This is a genomic window from Streptomyces synnematoformans, from assembly GCF_039531005.1.
GTDB classification, from domain to species: Bacteria; Actinomycetota; Actinomycetes; order Streptomycetales; family Streptomycetaceae; genus Streptomyces; species Streptomyces synnematoformans.
The window spans coordinates 1-25,322 of sequence record NZ_BAAAPF010000042.1 but is presented as its reverse complement, the minus strand read 5'-3'; the positions used below and the strand labels follow the sequence as shown (position 1 = coordinate 25,322).

At 66.9% G+C, this 25,322-nt stretch carries 27 protein-coding genes; 1 reads left to right on the top strand and 26 read right to left on the bottom strand.

The genetic code is table 11. The features are described from left to right. Positions 1 to 18 precede the first annotated feature (18 nt). The 7 genes from rodA to ABD317_RS10260 form a co-directional block, all read right to left on the bottom strand. Entirely contained in the window at positions 19 to 1,218 is a 1,200-nt protein-coding gene (gene rodA, locus ABD317_RS10290) for a rod shape-determining protein RodA (protein ID WP_027753387.1), read from the bottom strand. Then, positions 1,215 to 3,302, bottom strand: coding sequence for a penicillin-binding protein 2 (gene mrdA / locus ABD317_RS10285; protein WP_344289489.1), 2,088 nt, complete (start codon positions 3,300 to 3,302; stop codon positions 1,215 to 1,217). The genes rodA and mrdA overlap by 4 nt, the downstream gene beginning before the upstream one ends. Continuing rightward, positions 3,299 to 4,018, bottom strand: a complete 720-nt coding sequence (gene mreD, locus ABD317_RS10280; protein ID WP_027753389.1) for a rod shape-determining protein MreD — start codon at positions 4,016 to 4,018, stop codon at positions 3,299 to 3,301. The genes mrdA and mreD overlap by 4 nt, the downstream gene beginning before the upstream one ends. Before the next feature lie 4 nt (positions 4,019 to 4,022). Beyond that, entirely contained in the window at positions 4,023 to 5,045 is a 1,023-nt protein-coding gene (gene mreC / locus ABD317_RS10275; RefSeq protein WP_344289488.1) for a rod shape-determining protein MreC, read from the bottom strand. 55 nt (positions 5,046 to 5,100) lie between these two features. Continuing rightward, a complete protein-coding gene (locus ABD317_RS10270; RefSeq protein ID WP_027753391.1) occupies positions 5,101 to 6,120 on the bottom strand; it encodes a rod shape-determining protein MreB in 1,020 nt (339 codons plus the stop codon). Between the two features lie 412 nt (positions 6,121 to 6,532). Then, positions 6,533 to 6,892, bottom strand: coding sequence for a hypothetical protein (locus tag ABD317_RS10265; protein WP_344289487.1), 360 nt, complete (start codon positions 6,890 to 6,892; stop codon positions 6,533 to 6,535). Between the two features lie 89 nt (positions 6,893 to 6,981). Then, the gene (locus ABD317_RS10260) at positions 6,982 to 7,209 is read right to left on the bottom strand and encodes a hypothetical protein (RefSeq protein WP_344289486.1); all 228 of its coding nucleotides are present in this window, start codon (positions 7,207 to 7,209) and stop codon (positions 6,982 to 6,984) included. 53 nt (positions 7,210 to 7,262) lie between these two features. Between ABD317_RS10260 and ABD317_RS37805 the strand changes: the two genes are divergently transcribed. Next, positions 7,263 to 7,709 (top strand): NUDIX domain-containing protein, encoded by a 447-nt coding sequence (locus tag ABD317_RS37805; protein WP_425582327.1) that lies wholly within the window; start codon positions 7,263 to 7,265, stop codon positions 7,707 to 7,709. 143 nt (positions 7,710 to 7,852) lie between these two features. Here ABD317_RS37805 and ABD317_RS10255 read toward each other — a convergent pair whose 3' ends face one another. The 19 genes from ABD317_RS10255 to folC form a co-directional block, all read right to left on the bottom strand. After that, entirely contained in the window at positions 7,853 to 9,076 is a 1,224-nt protein-coding gene (locus ABD317_RS10255) for a hypothetical protein (protein ID WP_344289485.1), read from the bottom strand. Then, complete coding sequence (locus ABD317_RS10250) at positions 9,069 to 10,019, bottom strand: hypothetical protein (protein WP_344289484.1); 951 nt, start codon at positions 10,017 to 10,019, stop codon at positions 9,069 to 9,071. Before ABD317_RS10250 ends, ABD317_RS10255 begins: the two co-directional genes overlap by 8 nt. Then, on the bottom strand, positions 10,019 to 11,698 hold the full coding sequence (locus ABD317_RS10245) for a phage tail tape measure protein (protein ID WP_344289483.1): 1,680 nt from the start codon (positions 11,696 to 11,698) through the stop codon (positions 10,019 to 10,021). The genes ABD317_RS10250 and ABD317_RS10245 overlap by 1 nt, the downstream gene beginning before the upstream one ends. A gap of 233 nt (positions 11,699 to 11,931) precedes the next feature. After that, positions 11,932 to 12,279, bottom strand: a complete 348-nt coding sequence (locus ABD317_RS10240; RefSeq protein WP_344289482.1) for a hypothetical protein — start codon at positions 12,277 to 12,279, stop codon at positions 11,932 to 11,934. Positions 12,280 to 12,671: 392 nt separating this feature from the next. Next, the gene (locus ABD317_RS10235; RefSeq protein ID WP_344289481.1) at positions 12,672 to 13,166 is read right to left on the bottom strand and encodes a hypothetical protein; all 495 of its coding nucleotides are present in this window, start codon (positions 13,164 to 13,166) and stop codon (positions 12,672 to 12,674) included. Positions 13,167 to 13,171: 5 nt separating this feature from the next. Further along, on the bottom strand, positions 13,172 to 13,528 hold the full coding sequence (locus tag ABD317_RS10230; protein ID WP_344289480.1) for a hypothetical protein: 357 nt from the start codon (positions 13,526 to 13,528) through the stop codon (positions 13,172 to 13,174). Further along, the gene (locus ABD317_RS10225; RefSeq protein ID WP_344289479.1) at positions 13,529 to 13,879 is read right to left on the bottom strand and encodes a hypothetical protein; all 351 of its coding nucleotides are present in this window, start codon (positions 13,877 to 13,879) and stop codon (positions 13,529 to 13,531) included. It lies immediately after the preceding gene. An 11-nt stretch (positions 13,880 to 13,890) separates the two neighbouring features. Next, positions 13,891 to 15,654 carry an HK97 family phage prohead protease gene (locus ABD317_RS10220; protein ID WP_344289478.1) on the bottom strand — a complete coding sequence of 588 codons (1,764 nt, stop codon included), beginning with the start codon at positions 15,652 to 15,654 and terminating at the stop codon, positions 13,891 to 13,893. After that, on the bottom strand, positions 15,644 to 16,846 hold the full coding sequence (locus ABD317_RS10215; protein WP_344289477.1) for a phage portal protein: 1,203 nt from the start codon (positions 16,844 to 16,846) through the stop codon (positions 15,644 to 15,646). The genes ABD317_RS10220 and ABD317_RS10215 overlap by 11 nt, the downstream gene beginning before the upstream one ends. Before the next feature lie 48 nt (positions 16,847 to 16,894). After that, positions 16,895 to 18,250, bottom strand: a complete 1,356-nt coding sequence (locus ABD317_RS10210; protein ID WP_344289476.1) for a phage terminase large subunit family protein — start codon at positions 18,248 to 18,250, stop codon at positions 16,895 to 16,897. Between the two features lie 85 nt (positions 18,251 to 18,335). Next, positions 18,336 to 18,500, bottom strand: a complete 165-nt coding sequence (locus tag ABD317_RS10205) for a hypothetical protein (protein ID WP_344289475.1) — start codon at positions 18,498 to 18,500, stop codon at positions 18,336 to 18,338. A gap of 619 nt (positions 18,501 to 19,119) precedes the next feature. Then, on the bottom strand, positions 19,120 to 19,332 hold the full coding sequence (locus tag ABD317_RS10200; RefSeq protein WP_344289474.1) for a hypothetical protein: 213 nt from the start codon (positions 19,330 to 19,332) through the stop codon (positions 19,120 to 19,122). 50 nt (positions 19,333 to 19,382) lie between these two features. Beyond that, positions 19,383 to 19,625 (bottom strand): HNH endonuclease, encoded by a 243-nt coding sequence (locus ABD317_RS37800; RefSeq protein WP_425582326.1) that lies wholly within the window; start codon positions 19,623 to 19,625, stop codon positions 19,383 to 19,385. Further along, entirely contained in the window at positions 19,622 to 19,894 is a 273-nt protein-coding gene (locus tag ABD317_RS10195) for a hypothetical protein (protein ID WP_344289473.1), read from the bottom strand. Before ABD317_RS10195 ends, ABD317_RS37800 begins: the two co-directional genes overlap by 4 nt. Positions 19,895 to 20,077: 183 nt before the next feature. Beyond that, a complete protein-coding gene (locus ABD317_RS10190; RefSeq protein ID WP_344289472.1) occupies positions 20,078 to 20,242 on the bottom strand; it encodes a hypothetical protein in 165 nt (54 codons plus the stop codon). A 623-nt stretch (positions 20,243 to 20,865) separates the two neighbouring features. Next, the gene (locus tag ABD317_RS10185) at positions 20,866 to 22,107 is read right to left on the bottom strand and encodes a tyrosine-type recombinase/integrase (RefSeq protein ID WP_344289471.1); all 1,242 of its coding nucleotides are present in this window, start codon (positions 22,105 to 22,107) and stop codon (positions 20,866 to 20,868) included. Positions 22,108 to 22,617: 510 nt separating this feature from the next. Beyond that, positions 22,618 to 23,031: a nucleoside-diphosphate kinase gene (gene ndk / locus ABD317_RS10180; protein ID WP_027753392.1), complete on the bottom strand. Its 414-nt coding sequence runs from the start codon at positions 23,029 to 23,031 to the stop codon at positions 22,618 to 22,620. Positions 23,032 to 23,122: 91 nt separating this feature from the next. Continuing rightward, positions 23,123 to 23,494 carry a DUF4233 domain-containing protein gene (locus tag ABD317_RS10175; RefSeq protein ID WP_027753393.1) on the bottom strand — a complete coding sequence of 124 codons (372 nt, stop codon included), beginning with the start codon at positions 23,492 to 23,494 and terminating at the stop codon, positions 23,123 to 23,125. A gap of 131 nt (positions 23,495 to 23,625) precedes the next feature. Beyond that, positions 23,626 to 25,209, bottom strand: coding sequence for a bifunctional tetrahydrofolate synthase/dihydrofolate synthase (folC, locus tag ABD317_RS10170; protein ID WP_344289470.1), 1,584 nt, complete (start codon positions 25,207 to 25,209; stop codon positions 23,626 to 23,628). Positions 25,210 to 25,322 lie beyond the last annotated feature (113 nt).

The following is a 25,322-nucleotide window of genomic DNA, read 5'->3' as shown; positions in this document are numbered from 1 at the left end:
GCCGCCGGGGTGCGTCCCTCAGGCCGACAGCGGCCGCTGCGCCTTGACGGACTGCAGCAGGCCCACCGCGATCCACACCGCGAACATCGACGAGCCGCCGTAGCTGACGAACGGCAGCGGTAGCCCCGCCACCGGCATGATGCCCAGCGTCATCCCGATGTTCTCGAACGCCTGGAACGCGAACCACGCCACTACGCCCGCCGCGACGATCGTGCCGTACAGGTCGCTGGCGCCGCGCGCGATCCGGCACGCCCGCCACAGCATGACGCCGATGAGCAGGAGGATGAGGCCCGCGCCGACGAAGCCCAGCTCCTCGCCGGCCACCGTGAAGATGAAGTCGGTCTGCTGCTCGGGCACGAACTGGCCCGTCGTCTGGCTGCCCTCGCCCAGGCCCTTGCCGGTCGCCCCGCCGGAGCCGATGGCGATCCGGGCCTGGTTGGTGTTGTAGCCGACGCCCGCCGGGTCGAGCGCCGGGTTGGCGAAGGCGGCGAAGCGGTTGACCTGGTACTCGTCGAGCATGCCGAGCGAGACCACCAGCGCCGCGCCGCTGACGCCGGCGAGCACCAGGCCCAGCACCCAGCGGTTGGACGCGCCGGAGGCCAGCAGCACGCCCAGCACGATCGCGGTCAGCACCATCGCCGAGCCGAGGTCCGGCATCAGCACGACGATCAGGATCGGCGCCGCGGCCATACCGAGGGCCTGGACGACGGTGCGGTGGTCGGGGTATTGGCGGTCGCCCGCGTCGACCCGGGCGGCCAGGATCATCGCCATCCCCAGGATGATCGTGATCTTGGTGAACTCGGCCGGCTGGACGGTGAAGCCGCCGCCGAGGTCGAGCCAGGCGCGGGAGCCGTTGATGGTGGTGCCCAGCGGGCTGAGCACCGTGGCGACGAGCACCAGCGACAAGCCGTACAGCACCGGCACCACGCCGCGCAGCGTGCGGTGGCCCACCCAGACGGTGGCGGCCATCAGCGCGATGCCGACGGTGGTGAAGATGGCGTGCCGCGTCACGAAGTAGTACGGGTCGCCGCCGGTGAGGTCGCTGCGGTTGCGGGTCGCGGACCAGACCAGCGCGGTGCCGACGGCGGACAGCGCGAGCCCGGAGATCATGAGCATCCAGTCGACCCGGCGCACCAGCGAGTCGCGCGCGGTCAGCCTGCCCCACGTGCCCAGCTCGGGCGTGAAGCGCCGGACGAAGTACCCGTCGCCGGCCGTCATGGCGCCTCGATCCTCCCGTCCGGTGAGATCTTCGGCAGCTTCTTCTGCGGCTTGGGCAGCAGCGCCTTCTTCGGGTCGATGCCGCCGTCCTCGGTGACGCCGTACAGCGCGTTGTAGACCGCGCGGACCGCGGGCGCGGAGGCGCCGGAGCCGGTGCCGCCCTGGGAGATGGTCATGACGATCGTGTACTCGTCGGTGTACGTCGCGAACCACGACGTCGTCTGCTTGCCGTAGACCTCGGCGGTGCCGGTCTTGGCGTGCATCGGGATCTTGTCCTGCGGCCAGCCGGTGAAGCGCCAGGCGGCGGTGCCGCGGGTGGCGACGCCCGCGAGCGCGTCGTCTATGGCGGCGTGCGTGGCCTTGTCCAACGGCAGCTTGCCGTGCGCCTTCGGCTCGATCATGTCGACCTTCTTGCCGTCGGCGCTGATGACGGCCTTGCCGATGGTCGGGTCGTACAGCGTGCCGCCGTTGGCGATGGCGCCGTACATGGTGGCCATCTGTATCGGGGTGACGAGCGTGTCGCCCTGGCCGATGGAGTAGTTGACGGCGTCACCGGCGCGCATGCGCATGCCCTCCAGGCAGTTCTCGTACGCGATGCGCTCGGTGTAGTCGCCGTCCTGCTTGCCCTGCTTGCACCAGGTGTCCTTGTTGGCCTTCCAGTAGTCCTTCTTCCACTGCCGGTCGGGGACCCGGCCGGTGACCTCGTTCGGCAGGTCGATGCCGGTCTCCTCGCCGAGGCCGAACTGGTGGGCGGTCTTGTAGAACCAGTCGTCGGCCTTCTTCTTCGGCTTGTTGCCGCCGTCGTTCAGCCACTCCTGGTGCGCCAGCCGGTAGTAGACCGTGTCGCAGGAGACCTCCAGCGCCCGGCCGAGGTCGATGAGCCCGTAGCTCTGCGACTCGAAGTTCTTGAAGACCTGGCCGCCGATGCTGTAGTCGCTGCTGCACTGGTAGTTGCCGTCGAAGTCGTAGCCGGCGTTGACCGCGGCGGTGGTCGTGACCGGCTTGAAGATCGAGCCGGGGGCGGACTGGCCCTGGGTCGCCCGGTTCAGCAGCGGATAGTTGGCCTTCTTGCCGGTCAGCTTCTTGTACGTGGCGGCATCGATGCCGCCGACCCAGTCGTTCGGGTCGTACATCGGGTTGGACGCCATGGCGACGACGCGGCCGGTGTCGGCCTCCATCACCACCATCGCGCCGGAGTCCGCCTTGTAGTTCGTGCCGGTGTTGTCGTCGAACTGGGTGCGGGCCACCTTCATCGCCTTGGCCAGCTCCTTCTCGGCCAGCGCCTGCACCCGCGAGTCGATGCTCGTGACCAGGTTGGAGCCGGGCACACCCGGCTGCTTGTCGGCCTCCCCTATCACCCGGCCGAGCTTGTCGACGCGGTAGCTCGTCACGCCGGCCTGGCCGCGCAGCTCGGAGTCGTAGGAGCGTTCGAGGCCGGCGCGGCCGATCTGGTCGGTGCGCAGCAGCGGGTTGTCGCCGTCCTCGGCCTGCTCGATCTCCTCGTCGGTGACCGGGGAGAGGTAGCCGAGGACCTGGGCGGTCGCGGCGTCGTTCGGCGAGCCGTAGCGGCGGACCGCGCTGGGCTCCGCGGTGATGCCGGGGAACTCCTCCTTCTGCTCGCGGATCTGCAGCGCCTGGCGGGCCGTGGCCTCGTCGGTGATGGGGATGGGCTGGTACGGGGAGCCGTTCCAGCACGGCTTGGGGGTGTCGGCGTCGCAGAGCCGGACCCGCTCCATGACGGTCCGGGGCTTCATGCCGAGCACCCCGGCGAGCTTGGTGAGGACCGCTTCGCCGTCGTCGTCCATCTTCATCAGGTCGGTGCGGCTGGCGGAGACCACGAGGCGGGTCTCGTTGTCGGCGAGCGGCTCGCCGCGGGAGTCGAGGATGGAGCCGCGTACGGCGGGCTCGATGACCTGCTGGACGTGGTTGCCGGCGGCCTCCTCCTCGTACTGGTCGCCGTTGCGGATCTGCAGGTACCACAGCCGGCCGCCGAGGGTGAGCAGCAGGGAGAGCACGAGCACCTGGATGCCGACGAGCCGGACGGTGACCCGGGTCGACTTCCCGGTCTCCGGGATGTTGGTCACAGCCGCTTCACCCCTTTGATGCGGGTGGCCTTGGCGGATTTGGACTTGGGGCCGAACAGGTTGCCGCGCTGCCGGCCGATGCCGCCGCGGCCGTAGGAGCGGGCGCGCTTGACGGCGGCGCGGCTGGCGGTGCCGCCGGCCAGCCAGCGGTACGAGGAGTCGCCCGCGGCCGAGCCGCCGGTGGCGGTCTCGGCGGCCTCGGCGGTGGTGGCGCGGTCGGCCCTGCGGGCCAGCGCCATCACCAGCGGCACGGTGAACGGGGCGAGCAGCAGGTCGTAGATCGCGGCGGTGAAGACCAGGTTGCCCAGGCCCACGCCGCGCACCGAACCCTCGCCGACGAGGGCGCCGACGCCCGCGTACAGCAGCGTGGAGCCGACGGCGGCGCAGCCGACGACCATCATCGGCCCCGCGGCGGTACGCACCTGGCCGGACTCGGGCTTGATGAGCCCGGCGAGGTAGCCGATGACGGCGAGCACGAGGGCGTAGCGGCCGACGGCGTGGTCGGCGGGCGGCGCGATGTCGGCGAGCAGGCCGGCGCTGAAGCCGACGAGGGCGCCGCCCACGTGGCCGTAGACCATGGCGAGGGCGAGGACGACGAGCAGCGTCAGGTCGGGCACGGCGCCGGGCAGGTGGAGCCGGGCGAGCACGGTGACCTGGAAGACGAGGGCGACCACCACCAGCAGGGTGGAGAGCAGGACGCGGTTGACGTGCCTCATGCGGTCAGTTCCCGTCCTCTCCGGCTGCGGGGTCCCCTCCGGCGGGGTCGGCGGGGTTCTCCACCGCCGGATCCCCGGCACCGGCGTCCGCCCCGGCGCCCGCTCCCGCCGCCTCGCCCTCCGCGCCGGGGGTGACCGTGACGGTGACGGTGGGCGTCGGCGTCGCCTTGGGCGCGGGCGGCAGGACCTTGTCGCGCGGGTCGTCGCGGGGCGGCTGGACGACGACGCCGACGATGTCGAGCCGGGTGAACGAGGCGAACGGCTCGACGTACACGGTGCGGGTGACGTCGCCGACCGGCTCGACCGACGAGACGACCCCTATCGGCACGCCCGGCACGAACGGCCGGGAGCCGCTGGAGCCGAAGGTCACCAGCCGGTCCCCCTTCGCCACCTTCAGCTTGCCGTTGAGCAGTTCCACCTTCATGGGCCGGTCGCCCTGGCCGGTGGCGAAGCCCAGCTCGCTGGTCTTCTCCAGCCGGGTGCCGACGGTGAACTCCGGGTCGTTGGCGAGCAGCACGGTGGCGGTGGACGGGCCCACGGTGGTGACCCGGCCGACGAGGCCGTCGCCGTTGAGTACGGTCATGTCCCGCTCCAGGCCGTCGCGGGAGCCGGCGTCGATGGTCACGGTCCAGGACAGGCCCTGGGCCGCTCCTATGGCGATGACCTGGGCGCCCTTGATGCCGTACCGGCCGGCGCCGGCGGTCTTGAGGATCTTGTCCAGCTCCGCGGCGCGGGCGCGGTTGCGGTCGTCGCTGCCCAGCCGCTGCTTCAGCTCGGCGTTCTGCCGCTCCAGTTCGGCGATCCGGTCGTGCCTGTCCCCCGACTCGCGCACCGCCTCGATCGCGTTGCCCACCGGGTCGACCACCGTGGCGACGCCGTCCTCGACGGGGCCCAGGGCCGTCGCGGCCCCCCGCTTCGTGGCGTCCAGGGGAGAGTCGTCCCCGCCCCGGATGTCGACCGTGATCAGCGCGAACGAGATGGTGATGAGCAGCAGGAGCAGGACCCGGCTCTCTCGTGTGTCCCTCACGTGCTTCCGAACGGCCTTCCTGGGTGTCCCGGCGACGGGGTGCGGACTTTGGGGCCTAGCGGCGGGGCTGCGCGTCCAGAACCTGCTGCAGCGCCTCGAACTCCTCGACGCACTTGCCGGAGCCGAGCGCGACGGAGTCGAGCGGCTCCTCGGCGAGGTGGATCGGCATCCCCGTCTCGTGCCGCAGCCGCTCGTCGAGGCCGGCCAGCAGCGCGCCGCCCCCGGTGAGCACGATGCCGCGGTCCATGATGTCGCCGGACAGCTCCGGCGGGCACTTGTCGAGCGTCGTCTTGACCGCGTCGACGATCGCGTTGAGCGGCTCCTCCATGGCCTTGCGCACCTCGGCGGAGGAGATCACGACGGTCTTGGGCAACCCACTGACCAGGTCACGGCCGCGGATCTCGGTGTGCTCGTCCCGGTCGGAGTCGTACGCCGAGCCGATGGTGATCTTGATCATCTCGGCGGTGCGCTCGCCGAGCAGGAGGCTGTACTCCTTCTTGATGTGCTGGATGATCGCGTTGTCCAACTCGTCCCCGGCCACCCGGATGGACTGCGCGGTGACGATGCCGCCGAGGGAGATCACCGCGACCTCGGTGGTGCCGCCGCCGATGTCCACGACCATGTTCCCCGTCGCCTCGTGCACCGGGAGCCCGGAGCCGATGGCCGCGGCCATCGGCTCCTCGATGATGTGCACCTGACGGGCGCCCGCCTGGGTCGAGGCTTCGATGACCGCGCGGCGCTCGACCCCGGTGATGCCCGACGGCACGCAGACCACGACGCGCGGGCGGGCGAGGTACCGGCGCTTGTGGATCTTCAGGATGAAGTAGCGCAGCATCCGCTCGGTGATCTCGAAGTCGGCGATGACGCCGTCCTTCAGCGGGCGCACCGCGACGATGTTGCCCGGGGTCCGGCCGATCATCTTCTTCGCCTCGGCGCCGACCGCGAGAATCCCGCCGGTGTTGGTGTTGATGGCCACGACCGACGGCTCGTTCAGCACGATGCCCCGGCCTCTGACGTACACCAGCGTGTTGGCGGTCCCAAGGTCGACGGCCATGTCACGGCCGATGAAGCTCATACTGTTACTCACCTTGTTCGCCATCCCTGCTGGTCACGGGCCACTTTCACCGCCGACGCGCACGGGCCGCCATGGGCAACAGACCAGGACGGGGCGTCAGGTGGGGTTCCGTATGGCGAAAAAGACATACTGTTACTCACCTGTACCGACATCCTTGCTGGTCACAGCGGCCGTAGATCCCTCTGTGTGCGTGCGCTCCATGTAACCCTACCGACCAGACGTCCACATGCGGAGGTGACCCGCACGGCGTACCCGCAGGATCTTGCCCGGACAGCGCAACGGCGGGGCCGCTGCCTGGCCCGGCCGCCCGCGGAGTGCCCAGGTCAGGGGCCCAAGAGTGAGCGGCCCCCGCCTGAACATCAGGCGGGGGCCGCTCTGTCGCCGCAGGGCCCATGCTCCGAGCCCGGCGGGCCTACTTCTTGTGCGTGTAGCGGTGGAAACAGCACGTGTCGTGAATCGCGATCTGTTCCTCCACCTTCTGCACGAGTGCTTCGGGAGTCTCAGCGCTCACCATCTGCATGAGCTGTTTGGCAAGGTCAAGGTGCTTGAACTCGTCCCGGAGATCCCACGCCAGGTACGGGGCTGTCGCGTAGTAGTGCCCTTCCACGACGGGCCCTTTCATGGGCAACCAGGGTTCGGACTTGAAGCACGTCCAACCCCCCGGTAGCTCGGGAAGATTCCTCTGGTGGGGAAGATCGTCTTCACCGGCTGCCCGAGGGGCTGTCGGATCAAGCGACCTTCCCCGCACGTAAGTGCGGTCCGCTTGGGTCATATTCAGATGTCCTGTTCGAGTCTCTGTGTCTGTTTGGCCGTAGATCACCGTTCTTGCTACGTGACCTACGACACACAACGTACCGCGGACTAGGTGCGTGTGTCAGGTAGTTGGTCGCTACCGTCCCCCGACTCCACCACGTAGTGCGTGTGCCCCACCCGGACGTGCTCCGCCCCCTGGCGGAGAGTCTCCGCCCCGTCGAAGCAGGCCCACGCCTGCCGGTCGCGCGCAAGGAAGTAGTTCCCAACGCCCAACTCCTCTAGCCGGTCGATCAGGTCGTCACGGCTACCGTTCTCTCTCATGGGTGCCCTCTCCATGCCAGGACCGTACCCGCTAACCCGGGGCCGCACATCACCCCAGGTCAAGACCAGTGGAAGGAAGTCCGAAGGTGCAACCGTTGGTTGAGTATGCAGCGGTAATCCTTGTCCGAGGGGACGGACGAGTTCTATTGGGCGAGCAATACCCGCATGAAGGATGGGTATTGTCCGCCCCCGGCGGCGGCATTGAAAAGAGCGAGACCCCAGAGCAAGCAGCAGTGCGGGAATTGCGCGAAGAAACAGGCGTCGAAGTATCGATTAGAGACCTCCGCCGGGTTGGGCAAATTGTGCACGGGGCAAGCGATGGCCGCGGATACCGAGGTTGGTGGTTCTCCGCGCAATCATGGACCGGAGAACCTACGCTCATGGAGCCAACCAAGTGCCGGGGGTGGGACTGGTACCCAATTGGCAGTCCAGGCATTGACCGGTATACCGCACCTATGCTCGCCACCTATAACCGGACCATTCTCAGGAACGAATCCAACCGATTGCATACCTGAGCCCACCGATACGGACGGAAATCACCCGGCCGGTAGTTGGCGTGACGCCGATAGCGTTCACCATCGTCCCGTCCGTCGTTTGAATCGTCGTGCTGGTGGAGCCAGAGGAAAGCGCGGAGATCCGGGTATCCGCCGGCTGGGATTCATCGTTGAGAGTCTGAGCCAGTGTAGGCATTTCCGATGCCTGCCTTCTTGATAGCGGCGGCCGATGTGCTGTCGACTCGCTCGCCGACGACGACCCGCATTTCGCCGCCGTTGCTCGATGCGGTTAGCGGGATGTCGAGTGCCAGCACGATCATGTCGTTTGGTGTTCCGTCGTCGCCAATTACTCTCACTGTGTCGTATAGCTGTAGTGCCGGGTTCGGGACCGCGGTAATGGTCTCGGTGAAACCGCGGAGCATGGAGGCTGCCCAGAGATCATTAACTGTCCGGATCGCATCATCTACCGTTGCGAACTGGCCGGTTTCGAAATACTGCGACACCCACCCGTGCGGGCCCCGGATATCGAGTGCGCCACTCTCGGTGAACAACCGCCCGTAGTAGGTATTCGCACCAGTCGAGGGATCTTTACCTTGCGCGATGATCCAGTTGTATACGCCGTCCCGATCCTGCGTACGGACACGCCGCAGAAGTGATCCATTCACACCTCCCCGAAAGGTGAACACGGGCGTACTACTCGGCTCCAGGACCTTCGGCACAAATGCGAGGTCTGCCACGTCGTTGACATAAACGCGCGCCCCCCATGCGTCGGCCAGTGTCTTGATAGGCTCCGTGCGGTCACTCATGAAAGGCGTTGCCACGTACTGCGACAGTCGAGGATTACTCGACATGGCACTAAAGTCCGGCGCGATGATCTGCACGTCATCCGTAAAAGTGTTCTGTAGACCCACCCACGTGAGCCGGAATAGCGCGGACTGGTAGGTATGCGAAGGTCCAAATCCGTCGATTGGCGACCCCTGAATGTTCTGCTCTTTCAGTTTGCGCCAGAAGTCCGCGCCAGTGACTTGCACAGTCTGAGAGTCAGATTCCACATTAGTAATCAGGTAATGACCCATGTGACACACGTGGAACTGACCGGAAACGGCCGGATTGAACATGCCGTTCGAGATATACACGCTCTGCCCGTATGGCGCCAGTGGGTGTAGTCGGTCGCGTCCGGGCTGCCAGTCAAAGCCGGTTTCGTCGAACCGAGGAACTGTGAATTGGCAGCGTCGTTCTTCCTCGGCAGTCGCATCGAAGGTCACAGTTCCCTCGGTGATCGGCACTTCAACCTGGCCGACACCGCCGCCACGATAGGCCATTACCCTCGTACGGACTTGGTGGCTGGTACGGATGGCATCGGTCCACCACTCCGGGACGCTACGCATCTGCCACCACCTGAATTGAACAGTTCCAGATCCGGCGCCAGTCGCCGGCACGGCCGGTGAAGCGTTCCCTGACAGTCGAGAGCAGTACGAAGGTGACAGCCGGTCCGAGTGCTACGGCAGGGCATTCGGGAACGAGGATCAAGCGTTCATCTTGCGACAGGACCGACTCCATCTGAATATAGTCCTCTTCGGTGCGTGTCAGCAGGGAAATGGTGCTGCTGGGGTAGCGTAGCGAATCAAATACGACGACCGGCGCGGGATTTCGGTGGATGGCGAGTACCGCATTGTCTCTATCGTATTGTTCCTCGGGCCATTCCAGGATTTCGGTCCACGTGGGAAATGCGCCAGACGCCGTCTGTAGGCGCGCACGCCGGGCGGCTGACGGCACCTCATCTACGGTCACGGTGGTGAGGAGCATTTCCCCACCTGTAGCATCTGGCAGCATGTACGCATGGGGCCGGACGTAGAACACAGCAGGATGCAGGCTCATCGGGGCAGCGATGTCGTTTGCCGGGCCGGTGTCGGCAGGGGCCGCGGTTCCCATGACGTATCCGGTATAGGTGGTGTACTCGGTCGTGATGGGCTGATCTCTGCAACAGGCGTACGCCTGCCCTGTAGGCGCTGCGGCACCGGTTTGGTTGATAGTGGTCGTGCCGTCGCTCGCGACGCCGGAGAATCCCGCTGACGCCCGTGGAATCACGCCCGTGGGCGGGGTCAGCGTCCGCAGTCGGGTCCGTACGCGGTACAGACTGGTTTCGGTGACCTGAATCTGGGATCCCTGCCCGGCGCGAAGGATCTTAGCGGTCCGGGCGATCGCTGCGCTGTCGGAGCCGTCCGAGACGATTTCCACGGGGCCGTCGACGGCCCCCGTCGACGGGTCAACGGACTCCCAGGTTCCTGCCGCGGTGAAGTCCGTCGAGAAGATGCGTTGCCACGTTGCCATTAGGTGTACCTCGATCCCGCGCGCCGCCGGATTCCCTCGTTTCTGAGTGCGCCGGAAACGGTCCGCTGAACCATGCCAGAGATTTGCTGTCCGTCGATATAGACATGAACGACGGGAGTCGGTCGCCTAAGCGCTGCTGTCATTGCCGGGACACTGAGCGCGCGGGTTTCCGTTGCGGTGAGTGCGCGGACGCCGTCCCCGTTATCCGGGGCGGAGAACGGGGAGGCGGAGAAGATTCCGCCGATAGTCCCGGCAAGATCGGAAAGCCAGCCGGGCGGTTTAATCCTGCTGAGCCATCGTCCAAGTTCGGCAAGCCAGTCGACGGCGGATTTGATCCAGTCCACGAACCACGAGATGAACCGCACTGCCGCGGCAATAGCACTGATGAAACCGGCGATGTAGACACCGATGAGTGTCCCGACCTTACGACCCAGTTTCGACAAGATCGGAATAAGGTTTCTCGACACGATCCGCCACGCCGATTTCAAGGCGTTTGTCAACGGACGAAGTTCCTTCTCGTTTCTCCGGTACGCCCCGGACACCTGGTCAGAAACCGCTTTGATCAGATTCCAGGCGACAATGAACCGGGAGTTGACGAACGCAACGATCTTCACGAGGGAATCGCGATTTCGGTTGACCCACCGACCGAACCGGGTGAGCGCTGGAACGGCGTGCTTATTGATGGATTCGACAAGTTCCTGTTTGAGCCGCCGATAGAGCTGTTGGAGGTCCGTCTGCCCGCTTCTGAGTGTCTTTCCCATACGGTCGGCGGAGCCGCCGACTTTCCCAAGCGACTTGACAGCTTTGGACGGATCGAGCGCGAAAAGTGCGGCGCCGAGATCCTCCGCCTGCCCACCAAACAGGTCGACCGCGGTGCGAGATTGGTCAACCGGGTCTTTCATGGCGCGTAGTCGGTCGATGGTGTCGTCAAGAGCGCGTTTCGCGGTTTCCCCGCCCGCCCCGAACTTCTTCGCCATCTCGTCGGCACTCAGACCGATTGCCTCGAATCCCCGCCTCGTTTCTTCGGACCCGTCGACCGCGCGAATAGCGAATTCCTTAACGGCGTCCGCCACGATATCGGCGTCACGGGCACCACCCTTGAGACCCTGTGTAATGAGCCCCATAGCGTCCGCGCCGTCTAGACCCAGCTTCCGAAACTGGGTCGAGTACTCAGAGAACGTGTCCAGGAGATCATCAGCAGCGTTCCCGCCGGTTTGAAATCCGCGAGTCAGGATGTCGAATGCCTCGTCCGCGGAATCAGCCATCCCCGTTTTGAGCATCCGGGAAACAGCGCGTGCGATCTGCGAGGACTCCTGACCGAAGGTGTTCGCCAGGTCTGACACGCGGGTTGCCATGGTGCGGATTTGCTTGTCGGTCGCGGTGGGGTCGAGAAGTCCCGCGCGCATCACATCACCAATGGAGTCCGCGGCTTGCTGGAAATCCGTCGTGATTCCCTTGGCGAGAAGGTCCCCGGCGAGTTCACCGTAGCGTTTCGCCTGTTTCGGTGTGGCGCCGAGTTGGGCGCCTAGGGTGGCGGTAATGCGCCGTTGTTCAAGGGCCTCATTGATGGCGCTAACGAGTGCGGCACCGATGGCGGCCCCGGCTGCCGCTGCGGCAGCGGGCCCGGCCTGTTTGAGAGAATTCATCATTCCCGAGACCCGGCCGGGCATCCGTTCCATGTCCCGCTGCGCCTGGCGCGAATCGGAAGTGACCCTGATAGTAAGGTTCGCCGGTCGTCCCGCCATGGGGTTATGTCACCTCCTGTGGTGCCGTTCCTCGGCCTGCCGCTGCCGGATTTCGGCCGCAATCAGCGCATGCATGGCTGTCGTTTCCGCCAGAGTGCATTCCCTCAGAGCCGCCGGAGAGATACGCCATGCGCGGGCCAGCATGACGCGGGCCCCGACCTCTCCGGCTAGGCGGGGTCCGCCGGCTGATCCGTTCCGAGAATTGCCGCCTCTGCGGCCCGCTCCTCGAATCCTGCGAGTTCCTTTTCGTCTGGAGCAGCTTCCGGCACCGGAAGTTCGGAAATCGGGATGTCGGCTGCACATTCCCAGGAATACCGTGCGGGATCCTCGCGCCGTGCGAAAGCGACCGCGACCAGGGCCAGGAATGACGGGCCGTCTGCGTCACCGATTTCGGAGACCTTGAGCCGTCGCTTGATCGTGTCGATTTCGCCATTGGTCAGCTCTCGCGGGTTGGTGTACCAGCCGAACGACGGCGGATTTGGGCGGTTCGGCGGCGGGGGTGGTTGGCTGTTCATGACCCGGGTGTCCTCTCGACGAGCGTGCGAATGGAGTCCTCGAAATGTCCGCGCCAGACAGGTTCCGTACGTTGTGCAGCATCGATGACCCATGGATGAGCGGGAATGTGGCGGGCGGGCCAGCCGTAGTGAATGGGCCCCGCATAGGGCACGGACGCGCGGCCGAATCTGACAATGGAAGCCGTTTTGGTGCCAGAAGCGCGACCCGTGGATGCCAGCCGTCCCGTGCGGCGCGGCGTGCCGGGAAGTGCGGCTTGTGTGACGTACCGGGCGACCCATCGGTGTTGCGTCTTCAGGTCCTCTAGGCCGCCGTCAATGTCTCTCAGGCGTCGCCGCAGCTCCCGCCCGCCCTCGACCGCGACAACGGTTTGTCCGCGCGCCATACCGGCCGCCTATCCGTCCTGGGGCGCCTTGTCGGGCCCCGGGGCGGATGCCTCAGCGGTAACCGTGAACGGCGTCGGCGGATCGGTGGTGACGGGCTTGGCGACCATGGGCCACTCAACCTCTTGTGTCGGGTATTCGCCGCCGACATCTCCACCAATTGGAATAGCTACCACCCGGACCTGTCCGGAGAAAATCTTGCTTGTGGGGCCGGGCTGCCAGCGGTAGTAGGCGGTCGCTCCGTCGTTCTCCAGGGCCCAGAGAACGAGGGAACTGGTTGCTGAATCCGTCGACTCCCAGTTCATAAGGGAGGTGAGGTTCATGTTCCAACTCGTCGGGCCCGGTTCTCCGGTCAACAGATCCCCGCACAGCGGCTCGACGGGATCGGGAGTGTCCCCCGCTTCCGGGGTGAGCACGACGGCCGTTGGGGCGCAGCTGTATGCCGTGTATGTGGTGCCGTCAAGGGAGAGTTCAAAGACCCCCCGTCTGTGGAGGCTGGCAGCCATGGCTTTCACTCCATCCAGTTTGTTGTCAGCCGGTATGCCTGATTAGGATCTGTGCCCGACGCGGGTCCGATTTCCACGGGGACCGGTTCGGCCAGCGTGACGGGCAGCACGTCGAGGACTTCCGCGAGGAGTTCTGCAAGGACCGGCAATTCGGCGCCGGCGCCTGCCAGCCCGATTACCAGAACCTCGAACTGATAGCGGAATCCGCCACAGAGCGTTTGCGGGTCCTGAATGGTCGGCGGATTGACCAGCACGCACGGCGCTGTCACATTCCGCGGATCGGTCACAATCCGCCGTTTCGGCAGCGCCGTCCGGAGAGAGTCCGCGAGTTGTTCCATGGCATCGGTGATGAGTTGAGTCATCTATCCGCCCACCCTCGGCGGTTCCCAAGCACCAATGCGCAGCAACCGCTCAATATCGGGGTCCCACCGGCTGACGTACTGCGCACCAAGGTCATTGAACGTTGCGACCCCGGTAGGGCTGTTACGCCGCGCGTACAGCCGCGCGCCGAGCATGATTCCGGCCAGCAATACATGAGCTGGCCATTCCGCCCCGATGGGCAATCCTTCAAGGTCATGCGCGAAGTCCGGCAGGACCGCATTCACCGCATTCACCGAGGCGTCGAGATGTCGTCCGTCTACGGTATCGGGAGCGGGCGGCACAGACATTCCCATGTGCGCCGCTACCGCATCCCTCGTGACTGACGTAGCCATTTCCGGCCCCGTTACTTGGCCGACCGTGCAGCCGCCGCGGCCGGTGCCGGAACCGTAATCCGCACCAGTGATGCCGGGTACGGGAAGTAGGTGGCGACGTAACCCATGTACGCGAGATCCCGGCCGAGAACGTCCGGCCGTTCGGCCTGAAGGAATCGGCGCCCGTTCTCGTATCTCTCGGTGAGTTCCGCATCCCCCACAATCATCGTGAGATCCGGCAAGTTCTTCGAAATCACCCAACGGAACGGGGAGTTCGTCACGCCGCTTTCAGGGTCCGAAACGTCGAGCTGTCCCGATGCATTCGACGGAGCGAGGTACGGCAGGAGCGGGCGGCCCGTGGTGTCGGTCAGCCCGGCTAGGCGCACCCATACGTCCGTGGAGATCCAGACGGTATTCGGGATGGCATCCGCACCGGTGGGGATGGACTCGTACACGAGCCCGGCCGCCGTTGCCAGTGCGGTATTCAGACCCTCCGCCGTACCATCCCACGCAACCGGACCGCCGGTCGCCGCGGTGTTCAGATTCGTTGCCGCAAGCAGGTCCGTCCGTGCCATGTAGACCGCAACGAAATTTCGCACGACCTCGTTGAGAAATGCGGGAGAGGTCCAGTCAATCACCTGATAGGCGATATCGAGTGCGCCCGCGAGCGTCGTCTTCTGTACGTCTTCGAGAGTGACGGTCATCTTCTGCGAGGCTACTTCTGTCTTCTGCGCGGCCTGAGAGTCGACAACCGTATTCTGCGTCAGCTTCGGCCGAGAGAACTTCTCACCGACCATAGGCATGTCCTTAGCTGACAGCGAATCCCACAGCCGTCGACGGCCGGACGGGCGGCCGAGGAGTTCACCAATGATGGAAGTGGGCAGCAGTCCGGGAACGTCGGTGGTGATCTCGTCGGCGAGTGCGGCGCGGATGTTCGCGAATTCGCCGGTGTCCCCTTCGGGACCGACCGCGCGGGCCCACGCTGCCAGGTAGTCACCAGCGGTGATGAACCGGCCGTCCGGGGTCCAGACGCCCGGGTAGGGGCCGCGCGCTCTGTCCCTGGCCTGTACGGCGATGACGCGGCCGTCGGCGGTGCGGACCACCGGTTGCCCGGCCGGGCTGCTCCCGGTCGCCCTGGCGGTCGTCTGGGCCCCCTCCAGCACATCAACGGCCGGGGCGGGAGGCTGTCCCGCCAGGGCGGTGTTCACTGCGTGCGTTACGGCCGTTTCCAGTTCCGCGCGGGTAACCGTCTCGGTGGCTGTCTCAGGTGCGGCCGGAGTCTCTACGGGCATTGCGTTCTCTGCTTTCTTCTCGGTCTGTGTGACTTCTCCGATACGTGCCGTCGAATCGGCGGGCCACCCGACTACGGAGACTTCGAACAGTTCGGCAGCGGTCACTTCGAAAATCTCTCGTTCGTCTTCGATGACGTCCCGGCCGTCGAGCACGCGGTAACCCACACTCAGGCCGTCTACGTGCCCCTCGGCTACGAGGGTCAGCACGTCGGATGCGGCGGACGTGCTCGCCACCCGGAAGACGCCCCGGGCCGTGCCGCCGTCGTCGTCCAGCTCCGCCAGAGAGCCGATAATGACGCGCTCGTCATGGGAATCGAGCAGTTTCACCCCAGACAGTTCCCGTGGGGTGTGCAGTGCCCCCGGAGCAAGCCGGACGGAATACCACGGGCCGTACGGGTGGACAAGCTGACCGTAGGTGGCCAGCGTCCCGGAGATTGTCCGGCGCTCATTCGATCCGCCGGCTGCAATAGCGGAATGCTGGACCCTGATTACCTCACGCGGCATTGGCCGGTTCCTCCTCGGCTGTGTCCGGGCTTTCTGGAATCGGCGCCTTGCCTTGCTCCTGGCGCTGTTCGGCGGCTGTGCTCTGACCGGAGCGGATCAGGATTTCTCCAATTTCCGCGCGGTCCCTCGGCTCGCTCCGCAGGAAGCCATCCGGGTCGAATGCGATGCTCTGCCCCCTCGGCGTGCCGTTGGTGTCCGGCATCGACAGCCGTTGAGCGATGGGCAGCATGTAGGACCGCAAGGTCATGTCGTAGAGGTCCCGGTGCTCCGTCGCGATCGTCGAGTACGTCATTGAGTCGCCGCTTTTGGCGTTCGCGTAGCGGGCGGGCAAGTTCAGCAGTCGGGCAATCTGCGCGCTTGCTTCCTCTCTGCCCTGCACAAGCTGTAGCTGGTCCGGCTGCATAAACACGCTCACCCAGTCCACATTGCCGTTCGCGAAAGCTGAGGACCCCCGGGTCCGCGCGGCCCGCCATTCGTCCATGAATGCGGTGATCTCCCCCCGCTTCATGGGGTATTCGCCCTGATTCTTCCAATATCCCGAGGGAACTTCCGGATCCGCATACAGCCGTGCCGCCATCTCCAGCCTCAGCGCGGTCAGGATCTCGACAATCCCAAGTTTCAGAATGCCGCGGTCCGGGCCGTCAAAGCGGATCAGGTCCCGCTGCGGCACTTCCCGGCCCCGATACGCCACGAATTGTCGGAGCACTTCCCCGGTGGCGTACTCCGTCTCCACCGTCACCAGCTCCGGTTCGAGCCGACGCACGGTGAGCGGATATCCCGCCGGGTCCCGTCGCACCACCATCCACCACGCATGCGGGTGCATGATCAGGTCTTCGACGGTGAGAGTGAGAGTGGTCACGTAGGTGCGCGATGTCTCCGGCTGTTGGAGATAGGGGCCGGAGTCGAGTCGTTCCATTCCTCGCCACCGGGTGAGCGGCATCTGCGCGATAGCGGTGGTGATGACCCGCACGCCGCGGCGTACCGCGGGAACGGCCAGGGCGATGTCTCGGGTGAGACAGCCGCCCATTGCCTGAAAGGCGAGCGGGTTGGACATCCCCGCTTCCATTTGCGAGACGAGAGCGGGGGCAATGTTCCCCTCAGGAGGCGTGACCGTTCGACCGATGTCGATCTCTCCCGCCGCTGTCACAGCACTCGTATTGCGCCGGAGCCGCAGAATGTCGGAAAGCCCCATAGCGGCAATATACGACTATGCGTATTGCGCGGCGGGTAACGGCACGGCTCACGGTGCAGCGAACAGTTCCGCCGGGAGTGTCGCAGGAGGATGTGAGAGCCCATAGAAGGCCAGCATGGCGGCCAGTAGCGGCGCGGGCGTCGTGCCGTCCTCGGCGACCAATCGAGAGAACACCGACGTTTCCCGCAGGAGGCGTGTCGTAGCCGCCCGCACCGCGGCGTCCAGCCGCTTATTCGACCGGTGCGCGTAGGCTCCCGAGACCAGCCCGTCGAGGAATTCGGTTTGGGCGTCTACCAGGGTTCCGGCCGTGACGTCCGGCAGCGGCAGCCTTATATCACGTTGCTCTGACAATTTGCGGTACACGGTGCCAGCCGGGGACCCCGAGTCTACTACCACCGCGGCCGGGTTCCAGCGCTCTGCCAGTTCCAGAATCCGCGGCGCCACCCACGCAATGCCAGTCCGAAAGTCTACGATTTCCACGGCGTGTCCCCGGCCGTCGCTGCGCTGTCCGGCCACCACGATGACCGCCGATTTCCGGTCCGCCGATACCTCAGCAGCGAACGACAGCGGACCCGTCATATCCAGGGGAACCGCGGTTCGCGCCCCGTCCCACAGTGCCGGTGCCACCGCCCAGGATTCCGTCTGCGTCCAGAAGTTTCCGTATGCCCGCGCGAACTCGGCCGGAGACAGCAGCTCAGCGGCCGTTTCCAACGCCTCTCGCCCGATGGTGTGCCCGAGTGCTGGGTGATGTGCTTCGTACACGTCCAGGTCCGTCAGATCCTCGGTGTCCGCGGGAATGCCCCACTCGAAGAACGCCATGCGCCCGGTATCGCCTCCCGGGGTCGCCAGGCGTTCACGGGCGTCACGCACGTAGTCCCAGAGCCATGTACTAGCCGCGGTACCCGCCGTACTCACAATCCAGGTCTGAGCATCCGGCCGCGTCGCCTGTGTCGGCACCACCGCTTGCAGAATCGCTCGGCCCTGTTCCCGCGTGAATGCGAATGCCTCATCGCACAGCACCTTGTCCGATTGCTTTCCGTGCAGTGCCCGCTCATCCCCCGCGTGAAATGGGCGCAGCGTCGATCCCAGCAGCGGCACCGAAAGCTGTTCCTGCCCGTTGGCATTGCGACGCCGTGTGATCTCTTGCACGGGCGACGCTTCAATGAGCGTCGACAGCTCCCCCCAGGTGTCGCGTGCGTCCTCACGCTTCTGTGCGGTGAGCCAGCATCGTGCTCGGGATCTGGTGAGCATCGCGTGTGCGAAAACGGCCGCCAGTAGCGTTGTCTTCCCGGACTGCCTCGGAACCGTCACCACGATCAGGGGATATTTCAGCCGGCGGTCTGGTCCGACTTCGAGCGCGGTATTCACCACCTGCGTTTGCCACGGCATGTACGGGGTGCCCATGGAAGCGGCCAGTTTCCCGACAGCGGGCCCGTAGGTGGGGGCCCGCGGATCCCGGGGCGTGGCGAGTACGGGCGGGATCCCGCGCCTATTCCTCATCATCCGGCACGGTCGGTGTGGCGATATCCGCGAGAAGCTGCGTCAGCGCATCTGAGTGCGTAGTCCGGGGAATCAGCATCAGCGTCTCCAGCACATCGAGGAGACGCGGGGAGAGCTGGGCGAGTGCGTACGGCTGGTCCGCGGCGATATCCACCCCGGCCGCCAGGGTCCGCGCGAGCGATTCCAGACCCGCTAGGCGAGGGTCCGCCGCCGCCCCCTCCCGGGCGGCCCGGATGGCGCGCGTAACCCCGGTCTCGACCCGGCCCGCCCCCCGGCCCCCTACGCGGCGCTCAGCGGCCGTGTGCGGCCCGCCGGTGCCCCGTGGGGCCCGTGCCCCTCTGGCAGCCATGTGCGGCCCCTCTCAGCGTCTCCAGCGGCCCCGCGGGCGGGCCCCCCACCCCCCGGCGGGGAGAGAGAACAGGGGGCGCGGGGTGTCCGCAGACTCCCGGTGATCAAAAACACGCGCCGTCGCCGCGCGACGCGATCGGGCGGGCCCGCCGCGCGCACCGCCGACGCGCCACGGTGGCGCCCCAGGTGCCTCCCGGTCCGGGGCCGGGCACCCGGCCCCCCAGCCGCCCCCTGGCGCAGCGCAGCACGCGAGAGCGGACGCGGCCCGCAGCGTGCAGCTCGCCCGCGCGGGCCCCTGGCCGGACCGGGCCGGATGTCGTGCTCCTGGTCGACGTGCCCGGCCCGGCCCCGGCTGCCCCCGCCACCCCCACCCGGCCGTTTCCGACCGCACCCCTCCCCCGCCTTTTCGCTGACCCCCACCGGCATCACGAATCACCCTCGCGGCTTTCCCTTTCGAGTTCCAGAGCGTGAGCGTGCCGCAGATTCTCAAGATGGATTTCGTGTGCGTGCTGTCTGCGCTGCCGCTCCGTCTCCGCTTCCTGCCGGATCCGCTCAATTCTCACCAGCACGTACGAGCCTCCTCCCGTCGCGAATGCGGCCAGCGCTCCGGATAGGGCAGCAGCCGAATCAGCATCCATCGCGCGGACCGTAGGCGTATCTGTCACAGCCCGATTATGACCCCTGCCTTTCACCAATCCGCGGAAGGCGGCGCCACCGGCATTCCGTCACCCCGGGCCAGATTGCAGGGTCCGCACGCGCCACACAGATTCTCCCGCCGGTCATCCCCACCGCGCGCCCGGGGAATGATGTGGTCCACGTGGGTGGTGGGTGCATTCTGACACCAGCGGCATACCGGTTCCTCAGACAGCACCACGGCCCGGAGGACCCGCCACTTCCGTGACGACCCTCCGGGCCGCAATGCACTGCTCATGCCGCCGCCGAATCCTCCCGCGCTCCCGGGACGTGCCCCACCGTGAAATCCAGCTCCTGCTGAATCTGATACCGGTCCGCGGGCGGAATCGCCAGCATCAGGCGGCTACCCATCCGCACGATCACCAGAGGACGAGTCTCCCCGCACTCGTCGACGACCCACCCGATAAGCGGCTCCCACTGCTCCCACACACCTTCTCGGCTGAGCTGTCGAATCCGCCACCCCGCCCCGGGCTTCACCGCTACGTATCCGCTTAGGTCCAGTTCCATGTCACTCCTCACTTTCGGGCCGGTCACTTTCCGCCGGCTCGACGGTCACCCATTCCTGCCGCTTCGCTGCCTCGGCGCTGTAGGTGTAGACACACGACATCTTGTGATACCCGCCGCGGATCCTCCGGCAGCACGCACACCGCTGAATACCCTTCGGCCTTTCCTGCTCTTCCATGCCGCTCCTCACTCGCCGTGCCGGGGGTCCGGCACGGCCCCCGCGGTGCTCTCGTTCCAGCACGCCGAGTCGATACGCCGCGCGGCCAGAATGGCGATGTACCCGATAGCGGCGGCAGCGACGAGAGCCACAAGCCACACGGCCACCGCGGCCAGAATGACGACGGCGGTCATCGCTCTGCCCCCAGCGGTGCGGTTCCTGGCGCATTCACGACCTTGACTAGTCTGCGGCCGCAGTCTCGACAGATCCAAATTTCTGCCCGCTCGTTAGCTGCCCCGTGGTAGCTCTTTCGCACGTGCGGGCACTTGGGCTTCCTTCCAGCCATGGCGGTTCCTTTCGAGGGGGCCGATTCCGAGTATGCGTCGGCACCGGCCGCGAATCAGGGATTCAGTCATGCGACGGACGGACGTGTGTTCCATGCGATGTCCGGATGATCGGTGCGGGATATCACCGAGGGTGAGTGGCGCGGGGTGGCTTTTCTCGCATAGCGCCACGGCATATGACGACGGGGTGCGCATTGGTTGCCAAGGGCACGTAAAGGCGCGTAGAAGAGATGCCCACCCTCGAACCCAGTCCACGCGTTCGCGGGTGGCCGGTGCGCCCTAGCCCCGTGCGGGGCGCAAAACACGGCCCCCCGACGATATCCGCGCCGGGGGGCCGTGCCGGATCGGTCACTCCCTGTCGCAACCGATGCCTCGCGCCAGGGACTATGCCACATTCGCGGAGACACACCGGGAAAGGTTGCTCCCGGCCGGGTCTCAGTACACCAGTGGAGTACCCCTGTCGCTCGCTAGCCTCAGGCGGTGCCGCTTGGTGCTATGGGCACACGTTGACTGCGCGTGCCTTTCCGTGGCGCTGTGGCGGTCGTCAGGCTCTCCTGCGGCCTGGTCGGGGCGGGAATGGAGGTGGGTGGTGTGACCTCACGGGGAGGCGTGGCAGTCCAGTCGGACCCGAGACTGAATGCGACGTCGTGGGCCGGGTCGTCTTCCTCTATGACGACGTACCGTTGTGTGGTCCCGATGTCCTTGTGCCGCATGTAGATTTTCACGGCGATGATGTCTTTTCCGGTCTCCCGGTACAGGCTTGTGCCGAATCTTGCCCGCAGCATGTGGCTGCGCAGCCCGGTGACGCCATGCTTTATGGCGAACGCGACGAGCCATTCTGCGGCCTTCCTCGGCGTCCAGTCAGAGGGGCATACCGCTTCTTTGCGGCGGTAGTTCTCCGTCAGGTCCGCCACGACCTGAGCGGAAGCCCGCTGATACACGGACGGAAGCCGTCGCCCGGATTTTGTCTTGTTGAGTTCCAGATAGGCGACGCCATCACGCCAGACGAGAGATTCCCGTCCGATGAGAAGGATTTCATGGATGCGGAGTCCGCTGGTGGAGCCGAGGAGCAGCATGGTGCGCGCTCGTTTCCCTGTTTCTGCGACCTCCCGCGCGCTGTCTTGTGCGTCGAGCTGGGCGCAGTCCAGGAGGAACTTCAGCGTCTCTTTCGGGATGGGTGGTGTGTGTGCCTCATCGCGCCCGGCCAGGTTGATTTCCTCGCGCACGTCCCGGGTGATGTCGGGCAGGTGCATGAACCTGAGGAACGCGCGCATGGCGGACAGCTTGGCGGTCACGGAGTTGGCACGGAGCGCGCGACCACGTGACCGCATGTTCTTGTCGTCTCGGTCTTGGATGTGGTCGTACAGGTCATCTTCCGTGAGGTCCCGTGCGGCCTTTCCCGCTTCCCGCGCGATCATCGCGACCTGATGTGCGTACCGGTCCGCGGTCGTCTCCGACTTGGAGGTGCACAGCCGCTTGTGGAACGCCGCAACGTCTTCGTCGGCGTACTCGATGATGCGCTTCGGACCGCCGTCCCGGAAGATGGACGCGCCGTTGTCGAGCCAGCGGGCGAATGCCTTCCGGGAATCCTCGTACACCTTGCAGGTTTTCGCGGAAACGGTACGACCCCGGAAGTGCAAGTGCACCGCGTTCGTGGGGAGTTCGGTGGGTTCGACGTCGAGCCGACGGACCATAGCCATGATGTGTCCGGCCATAGTCGTGGCAGATTTCTCTGTGCAGTTCCCCTGCTCGTGCAGCGCGTCATGCCATGCGAGCACGGCAGGGTGAACCGTTGGGGTGCGAGGCATCGGTTGCAGGACTCCCTTTCCGTACGTACGCGGGGCCCGATTTGGGCCACGCGGCGATGCGTGGCGCACATACAACTCCGACTAACGTCGGAACAAAGGGAACACGCCGACAAATGAAACGATGATCACCCGGCCAGCAGAATGATCACACATGGCGAAAAACTCATGTTGTTCGCCATGGGATACGTCTGGCCTTCCAAGATGACGGCGGGCGGGGGTCGGGGCGGGGCGGCACACGCTACAGCCCGTGGGGGCCATCGTAGTCTCGGGAGGTCGTGGAGGCAGCGAGGGTGTCGCAGTCAATACCGCACCGTGTCGGTGGCGCTTTCCCCGTTTTCGCTTGCACATGCCAAGAGGCGACCGGGTGGTCCGGTCGCCTCTCCGGGGTGCCGGGCCCGCAGCCGACCTGCGTGGACGTCAGGCCAGGTCAGGGAAGAACAGCTTCAGCTCGCGGGCGGCGGATTCCTCCGAGTCGGAGGCGTGCACCAGGTTCTCCCGGACGATGGTGCCGAAGTCGCCGCGGATGCTGCCGGGCGCGGCGGCGAGCGGGTCGGTGGGCCCGGCCAGCGCACGGACCCCCTCGATGACCCGCTCGCCCTCGACCACGAGCGCGACGACGGGCCCGGAGGCCATGAACTCGACCAGGGGCTCGTAGAACGGCCGGCCGACGTGCTCGGCGTAGTGCTGCTCCAGGACCGACCGGTCGAGGGTGCGCAGTTCGAGCGCGGCGATCGACCAGTCCGCCTTCCGCTCGATCCGGCCGATGATCTCGCCGACCAGCCCGCGGCGTACCGCGTCGGGCTTGAGGAGGACGAGCGTGCGCTGGCTCATGTACGGCTCCTGCGGTGCGTTGCTGACTCGGGGGAGTCCGACCTTACCGGGCTCCCGGCGGACGCCCGCACGGGTCCCGGTCTCCGCCGCGCTACGCCGGGGCGCCGCCGGTCTCCTCGGCGGTCTCGGCCTTCTCGGCGGCGGCCCGTGCGGCCTTGGCCACGTCGACGATCCGCCCGTAGTGCACCGACGCCCACCACAGGCCGGCGAAGATCGCGCCCAGGAAGAACATCGACGGCACCACGAAGCCGGACGCGATCAGCGCGACCTGCAGCCCCCAGCCGACGTGCACGGCGCCGGGGCGGCCGAGCATGCCGCAGACCAGCACGCACAGCACCATGGCGGCGCCGCTGACCCCCCAGATCGTGCCGTCGGACAGGTCGGACTGGCGCATCGCGACGAGGCCCGTCAGGCCGATGACCATGATCTCGCCGATCAGCGTGCTCGCACAGAGCGTGCGCATGCTCGCCCCTCTACCTCGTTCCAGCGGTGGTGACGGAACGGCGGCCGGTACCGCCCGCCGGACCGGCGTACCCGTCCTCCTCCGTCAGGGTAGCGGCCGCCCCGGGGGCGCCGTCGAGCAGCACCGGCCCGCTACTGGGCGCCCAGCAGCAGCCGGGCCTCCCCGGCGGTGATGACGGAGCCCGTGACCAGCACGCCGGCGCCGGCGTACTCGTCCTCCTCCTCCGCCAGGGTGATGGCGGCCTCCAGGGCGTCGTCGAGCCGCGGCTCGACCTGCACCCGCTCGCTGCCGAAGACCTCGACGGCGATGGCGGCCAGCTCGTCCGGGTCCATCGCGCGGGTGGTCGAGTTCCGGGTGACGACGACCTCCGCGAAGATCGGCTCGAACGCCTCCAGCACGCCGCGCACGTCCTTCTCCTTGCTGGTGCCGACGACGCCGACGAGCCGGCTGAAGCCGAACGCCTCCCGCACGCCCGCCGCCGTGGCCTGCGCGCCGGCCGGGTTGTGGGCGGCGTCGAGGATGACGGTGGGCGAGGTCCGTACGACCTCCAGCCGGCCCGGCGAGGTGACGGTGGCGAACGCGCGCCGGACGGTGTCGGCGTCGAGGCTGCGGGCGTGCTCGGAGCCGACGCCGAAGAACGCCTCGACGGCCGCCAGCGCGACCGCGGCGTTGTGCGCCATGTGCTCGCCGTGCAGCGGCAGGAAGACCTCCGGGTACTCGCCGCCGAGGCCGCGCAGCGTCAGCAGCTGCCCGCCGACCGCGACCTCCCGGCTCAGCACGCCGAACTCCATGCCCTCGCGGGCCACCGTCGCGTCCACCTCGACCGCCCGCTTCAGCAGCACCTGCGCGGCGTCGACGGGCTGCTGGGCCATGATCACGACGGTGCCCGGGCCGCCGCCCGCGGACGTCGCGGTCTTCTTCACGATCCCCGCCTTGTCCGCGGCGATGGCGCCGGGGGTGTCGCCGAGGAGCCGGCTGTGGTCCACGGCGATGGGGGTGACGACGGCGACGGCGGCGTCGATGACGTTCGTGCTGTCCCACGTGCCGCCGAGGCCGACCTCGACCACCGCCACGTCCACCGGGGCCTCGGCGAACGCCGCGAACGCCATCGCGGTGAGCATCTCGAAGAACGACAGCGGGTGCTCCTGCCGGGCGTCGACCAGCTCCGCGTACGGCTTCAGTTCGCGGTACGTCTCGACGAACCTCCCGGCGTCGATCGGCGCGCCGTCGATGCCGATCCGCTCCGTGATCGACTGCAGGTGCGGGCTGGTGAAGCGGCCCGTACGCAGCTCGCACGCCACCAGCAGCGCCTCGATCATGCGGGCGGTGGAGGACTTCCCGTTCGTGCCCGTCAGATGGATCGACGGGTAGGCCCGCTGCGGCTCGCCGAGGATGTCGAGCAGGGCCTCGATGCGCTCAAGCGACGGGTCGATCCGCGTCTCCGGCCAGCGCGCCAGCAGCTCCGCCTCGGCCTCGCGCAGCGCGCGCGCCACCTCGGGGTCCTGCGGGGGCGCGGGCACGCCGTCCCCGGCGGGCGGACCCGCCTGGGTGCGCAGCGTGCGGCTGCCGGCCTCGATGACGGCCAGGTCGGGGTCGCGGTCGGTCTCGGTGCCGACGATCTCGTCGAAGGCTGCGTCCTCGGGGGTCTCCGGGCCGTCCGGGCTGCGGTGGGTCTCGTCCGGGTCGGGACCTGCGGGTTCTTCGCGGGCACTCACGATGCCAGTCTAGGGTCCGGCAGCGGCATGTCCCCGCCCGCGGGGGTCGCCGGCGGGCGAGCTGCGGCCGGGCCCGTCCGCCGGCCGCCTCCCGGCCCCGCCCGGCCACCCCG

Coding starts and splice junctions, on each gene's coding strand:
- mreD (WP_027753389.1), bottom strand. CDS start 4,018: ATGAGGCACGTCAACCGCGTCCTGCTCTCCACCCTGCTGGTGGTGGTC.
- ABD317_RS10195 (WP_344289473.1), bottom strand. CDS start 19,894: ATGGAACTGGACCTAAGCGGATACGTAGCGGTGAAGCCCGGGGCGGGG.
- ABD317_RS10190 (WP_344289472.1), bottom strand. CDS start 20,242: ATGACCGCCGTCGTCATTCTGGCCGCGGTGGCCGTGTGGCTTGTGGCT.
- ABD317_RS10260 (WP_344289486.1), bottom strand. CDS start 7,209: ATGGAGAGGGCACCCATGAGAGAGAACGGTAGCCGTGACGACCTGATC.
- ABD317_RS10185 (WP_344289471.1), bottom strand. CDS start 22,107: ATGGCCGGACACATCATGGCTATGGTCCGTCGGCTCGACGTCGAACCC.
- ABD317_RS10230 (WP_344289480.1), bottom strand. CDS start 13,528: ATGACTCAACTCATCACCGATGCCATGGAACAACTCGCGGACTCTCTC.
- ABD317_RS10240 (WP_344289482.1), bottom strand. CDS start 12,279: ATGAACAGCCAACCACCCCCGCCGCCGAACCGCCCAAATCCGCCGTCG.
- ABD317_RS10255 (WP_344289485.1), bottom strand. CDS start 9,076: ATGCGTAGCGTCCCGGAGTGGTGGACCGATGCCATCCGTACCAGCCAC.
- ABD317_RS10175 (WP_027753393.1), bottom strand. CDS start 23,494: ATGCGCACGCTCTGTGCGAGCACGCTGATCGGCGAGATCATGGTCATC.
- ABD317_RS10270 (WP_027753391.1), bottom strand. CDS start 6,120: ATGAGCTTCATCGGCCGTGACATGGCCGTCGACCTTGGGACCGCCAAC.
- ABD317_RS10225 (WP_344289479.1), bottom strand. CDS start 13,879: ATGGCTACGTCAGTCACGAGGGATGCGGTAGCGGCGCACATGGGAATG.
- ABD317_RS10245 (WP_344289483.1), bottom strand. CDS start 11,698: ATGGAACGGATGCCCGGCCGGGTCTCGGGAATGATGAATTCTCTCAAA.
- ABD317_RS37800 (WP_425582326.1), bottom strand. CDS start 19,625: ATGAGCAGTGCATTGCGGCCCGGAGGGTCGTCACGGAAGTGGCGGGTC.
- ABD317_RS10265 (WP_344289487.1), bottom strand. CDS start 6,892: ATGACCCAAGCGGACCGCACTTACGTGCGGGGAAGGTCGCTTGATCCG.
- ABD317_RS10250 (WP_344289484.1), bottom strand. CDS start 10,019: ATGGCAACGTGGCAACGCATCTTCTCGACGGACTTCACCGCGGCAGGA.
- ABD317_RS10235 (WP_344289481.1), bottom strand. CDS start 13,166: ATGGCTGCCAGCCTCCACAGACGGGGGGTCTTTGAACTCTCCCTTGAC.
- ABD317_RS10220 (WP_344289478.1), bottom strand. CDS start 15,654: ATGCCGCGTGAGGTAATCAGGGTCCAGCATTCCGCTATTGCAGCCGGC.
- ABD317_RS10200 (WP_344289474.1), bottom strand. CDS start 19,332: ATGGATGCTGATTCGGCTGCTGCCCTATCCGGAGCGCTGGCCGCATTC.
- ndk (WP_027753392.1), bottom strand. CDS start 23,031: ATGAGCCAGCGCACGCTCGTCCTCCTCAAGCCCGACGCGGTACGCCGC.
- ABD317_RS10215 (WP_344289477.1), bottom strand. CDS start 16,846: ATGGGGCTTTCCGACATTCTGCGGCTCCGGCGCAATACGAGTGCTGTG.
- ABD317_RS10210 (WP_344289476.1), bottom strand. CDS start 18,250: ATGGGCACCCCGTACATGCCGTGGCAAACGCAGGTGGTGAATACCGCG.
- rodA (WP_027753387.1), bottom strand. CDS start 1,218: ATGACGGCCGGCGACGGGTACTTCGTCCGGCGCTTCACGCCCGAGCTG.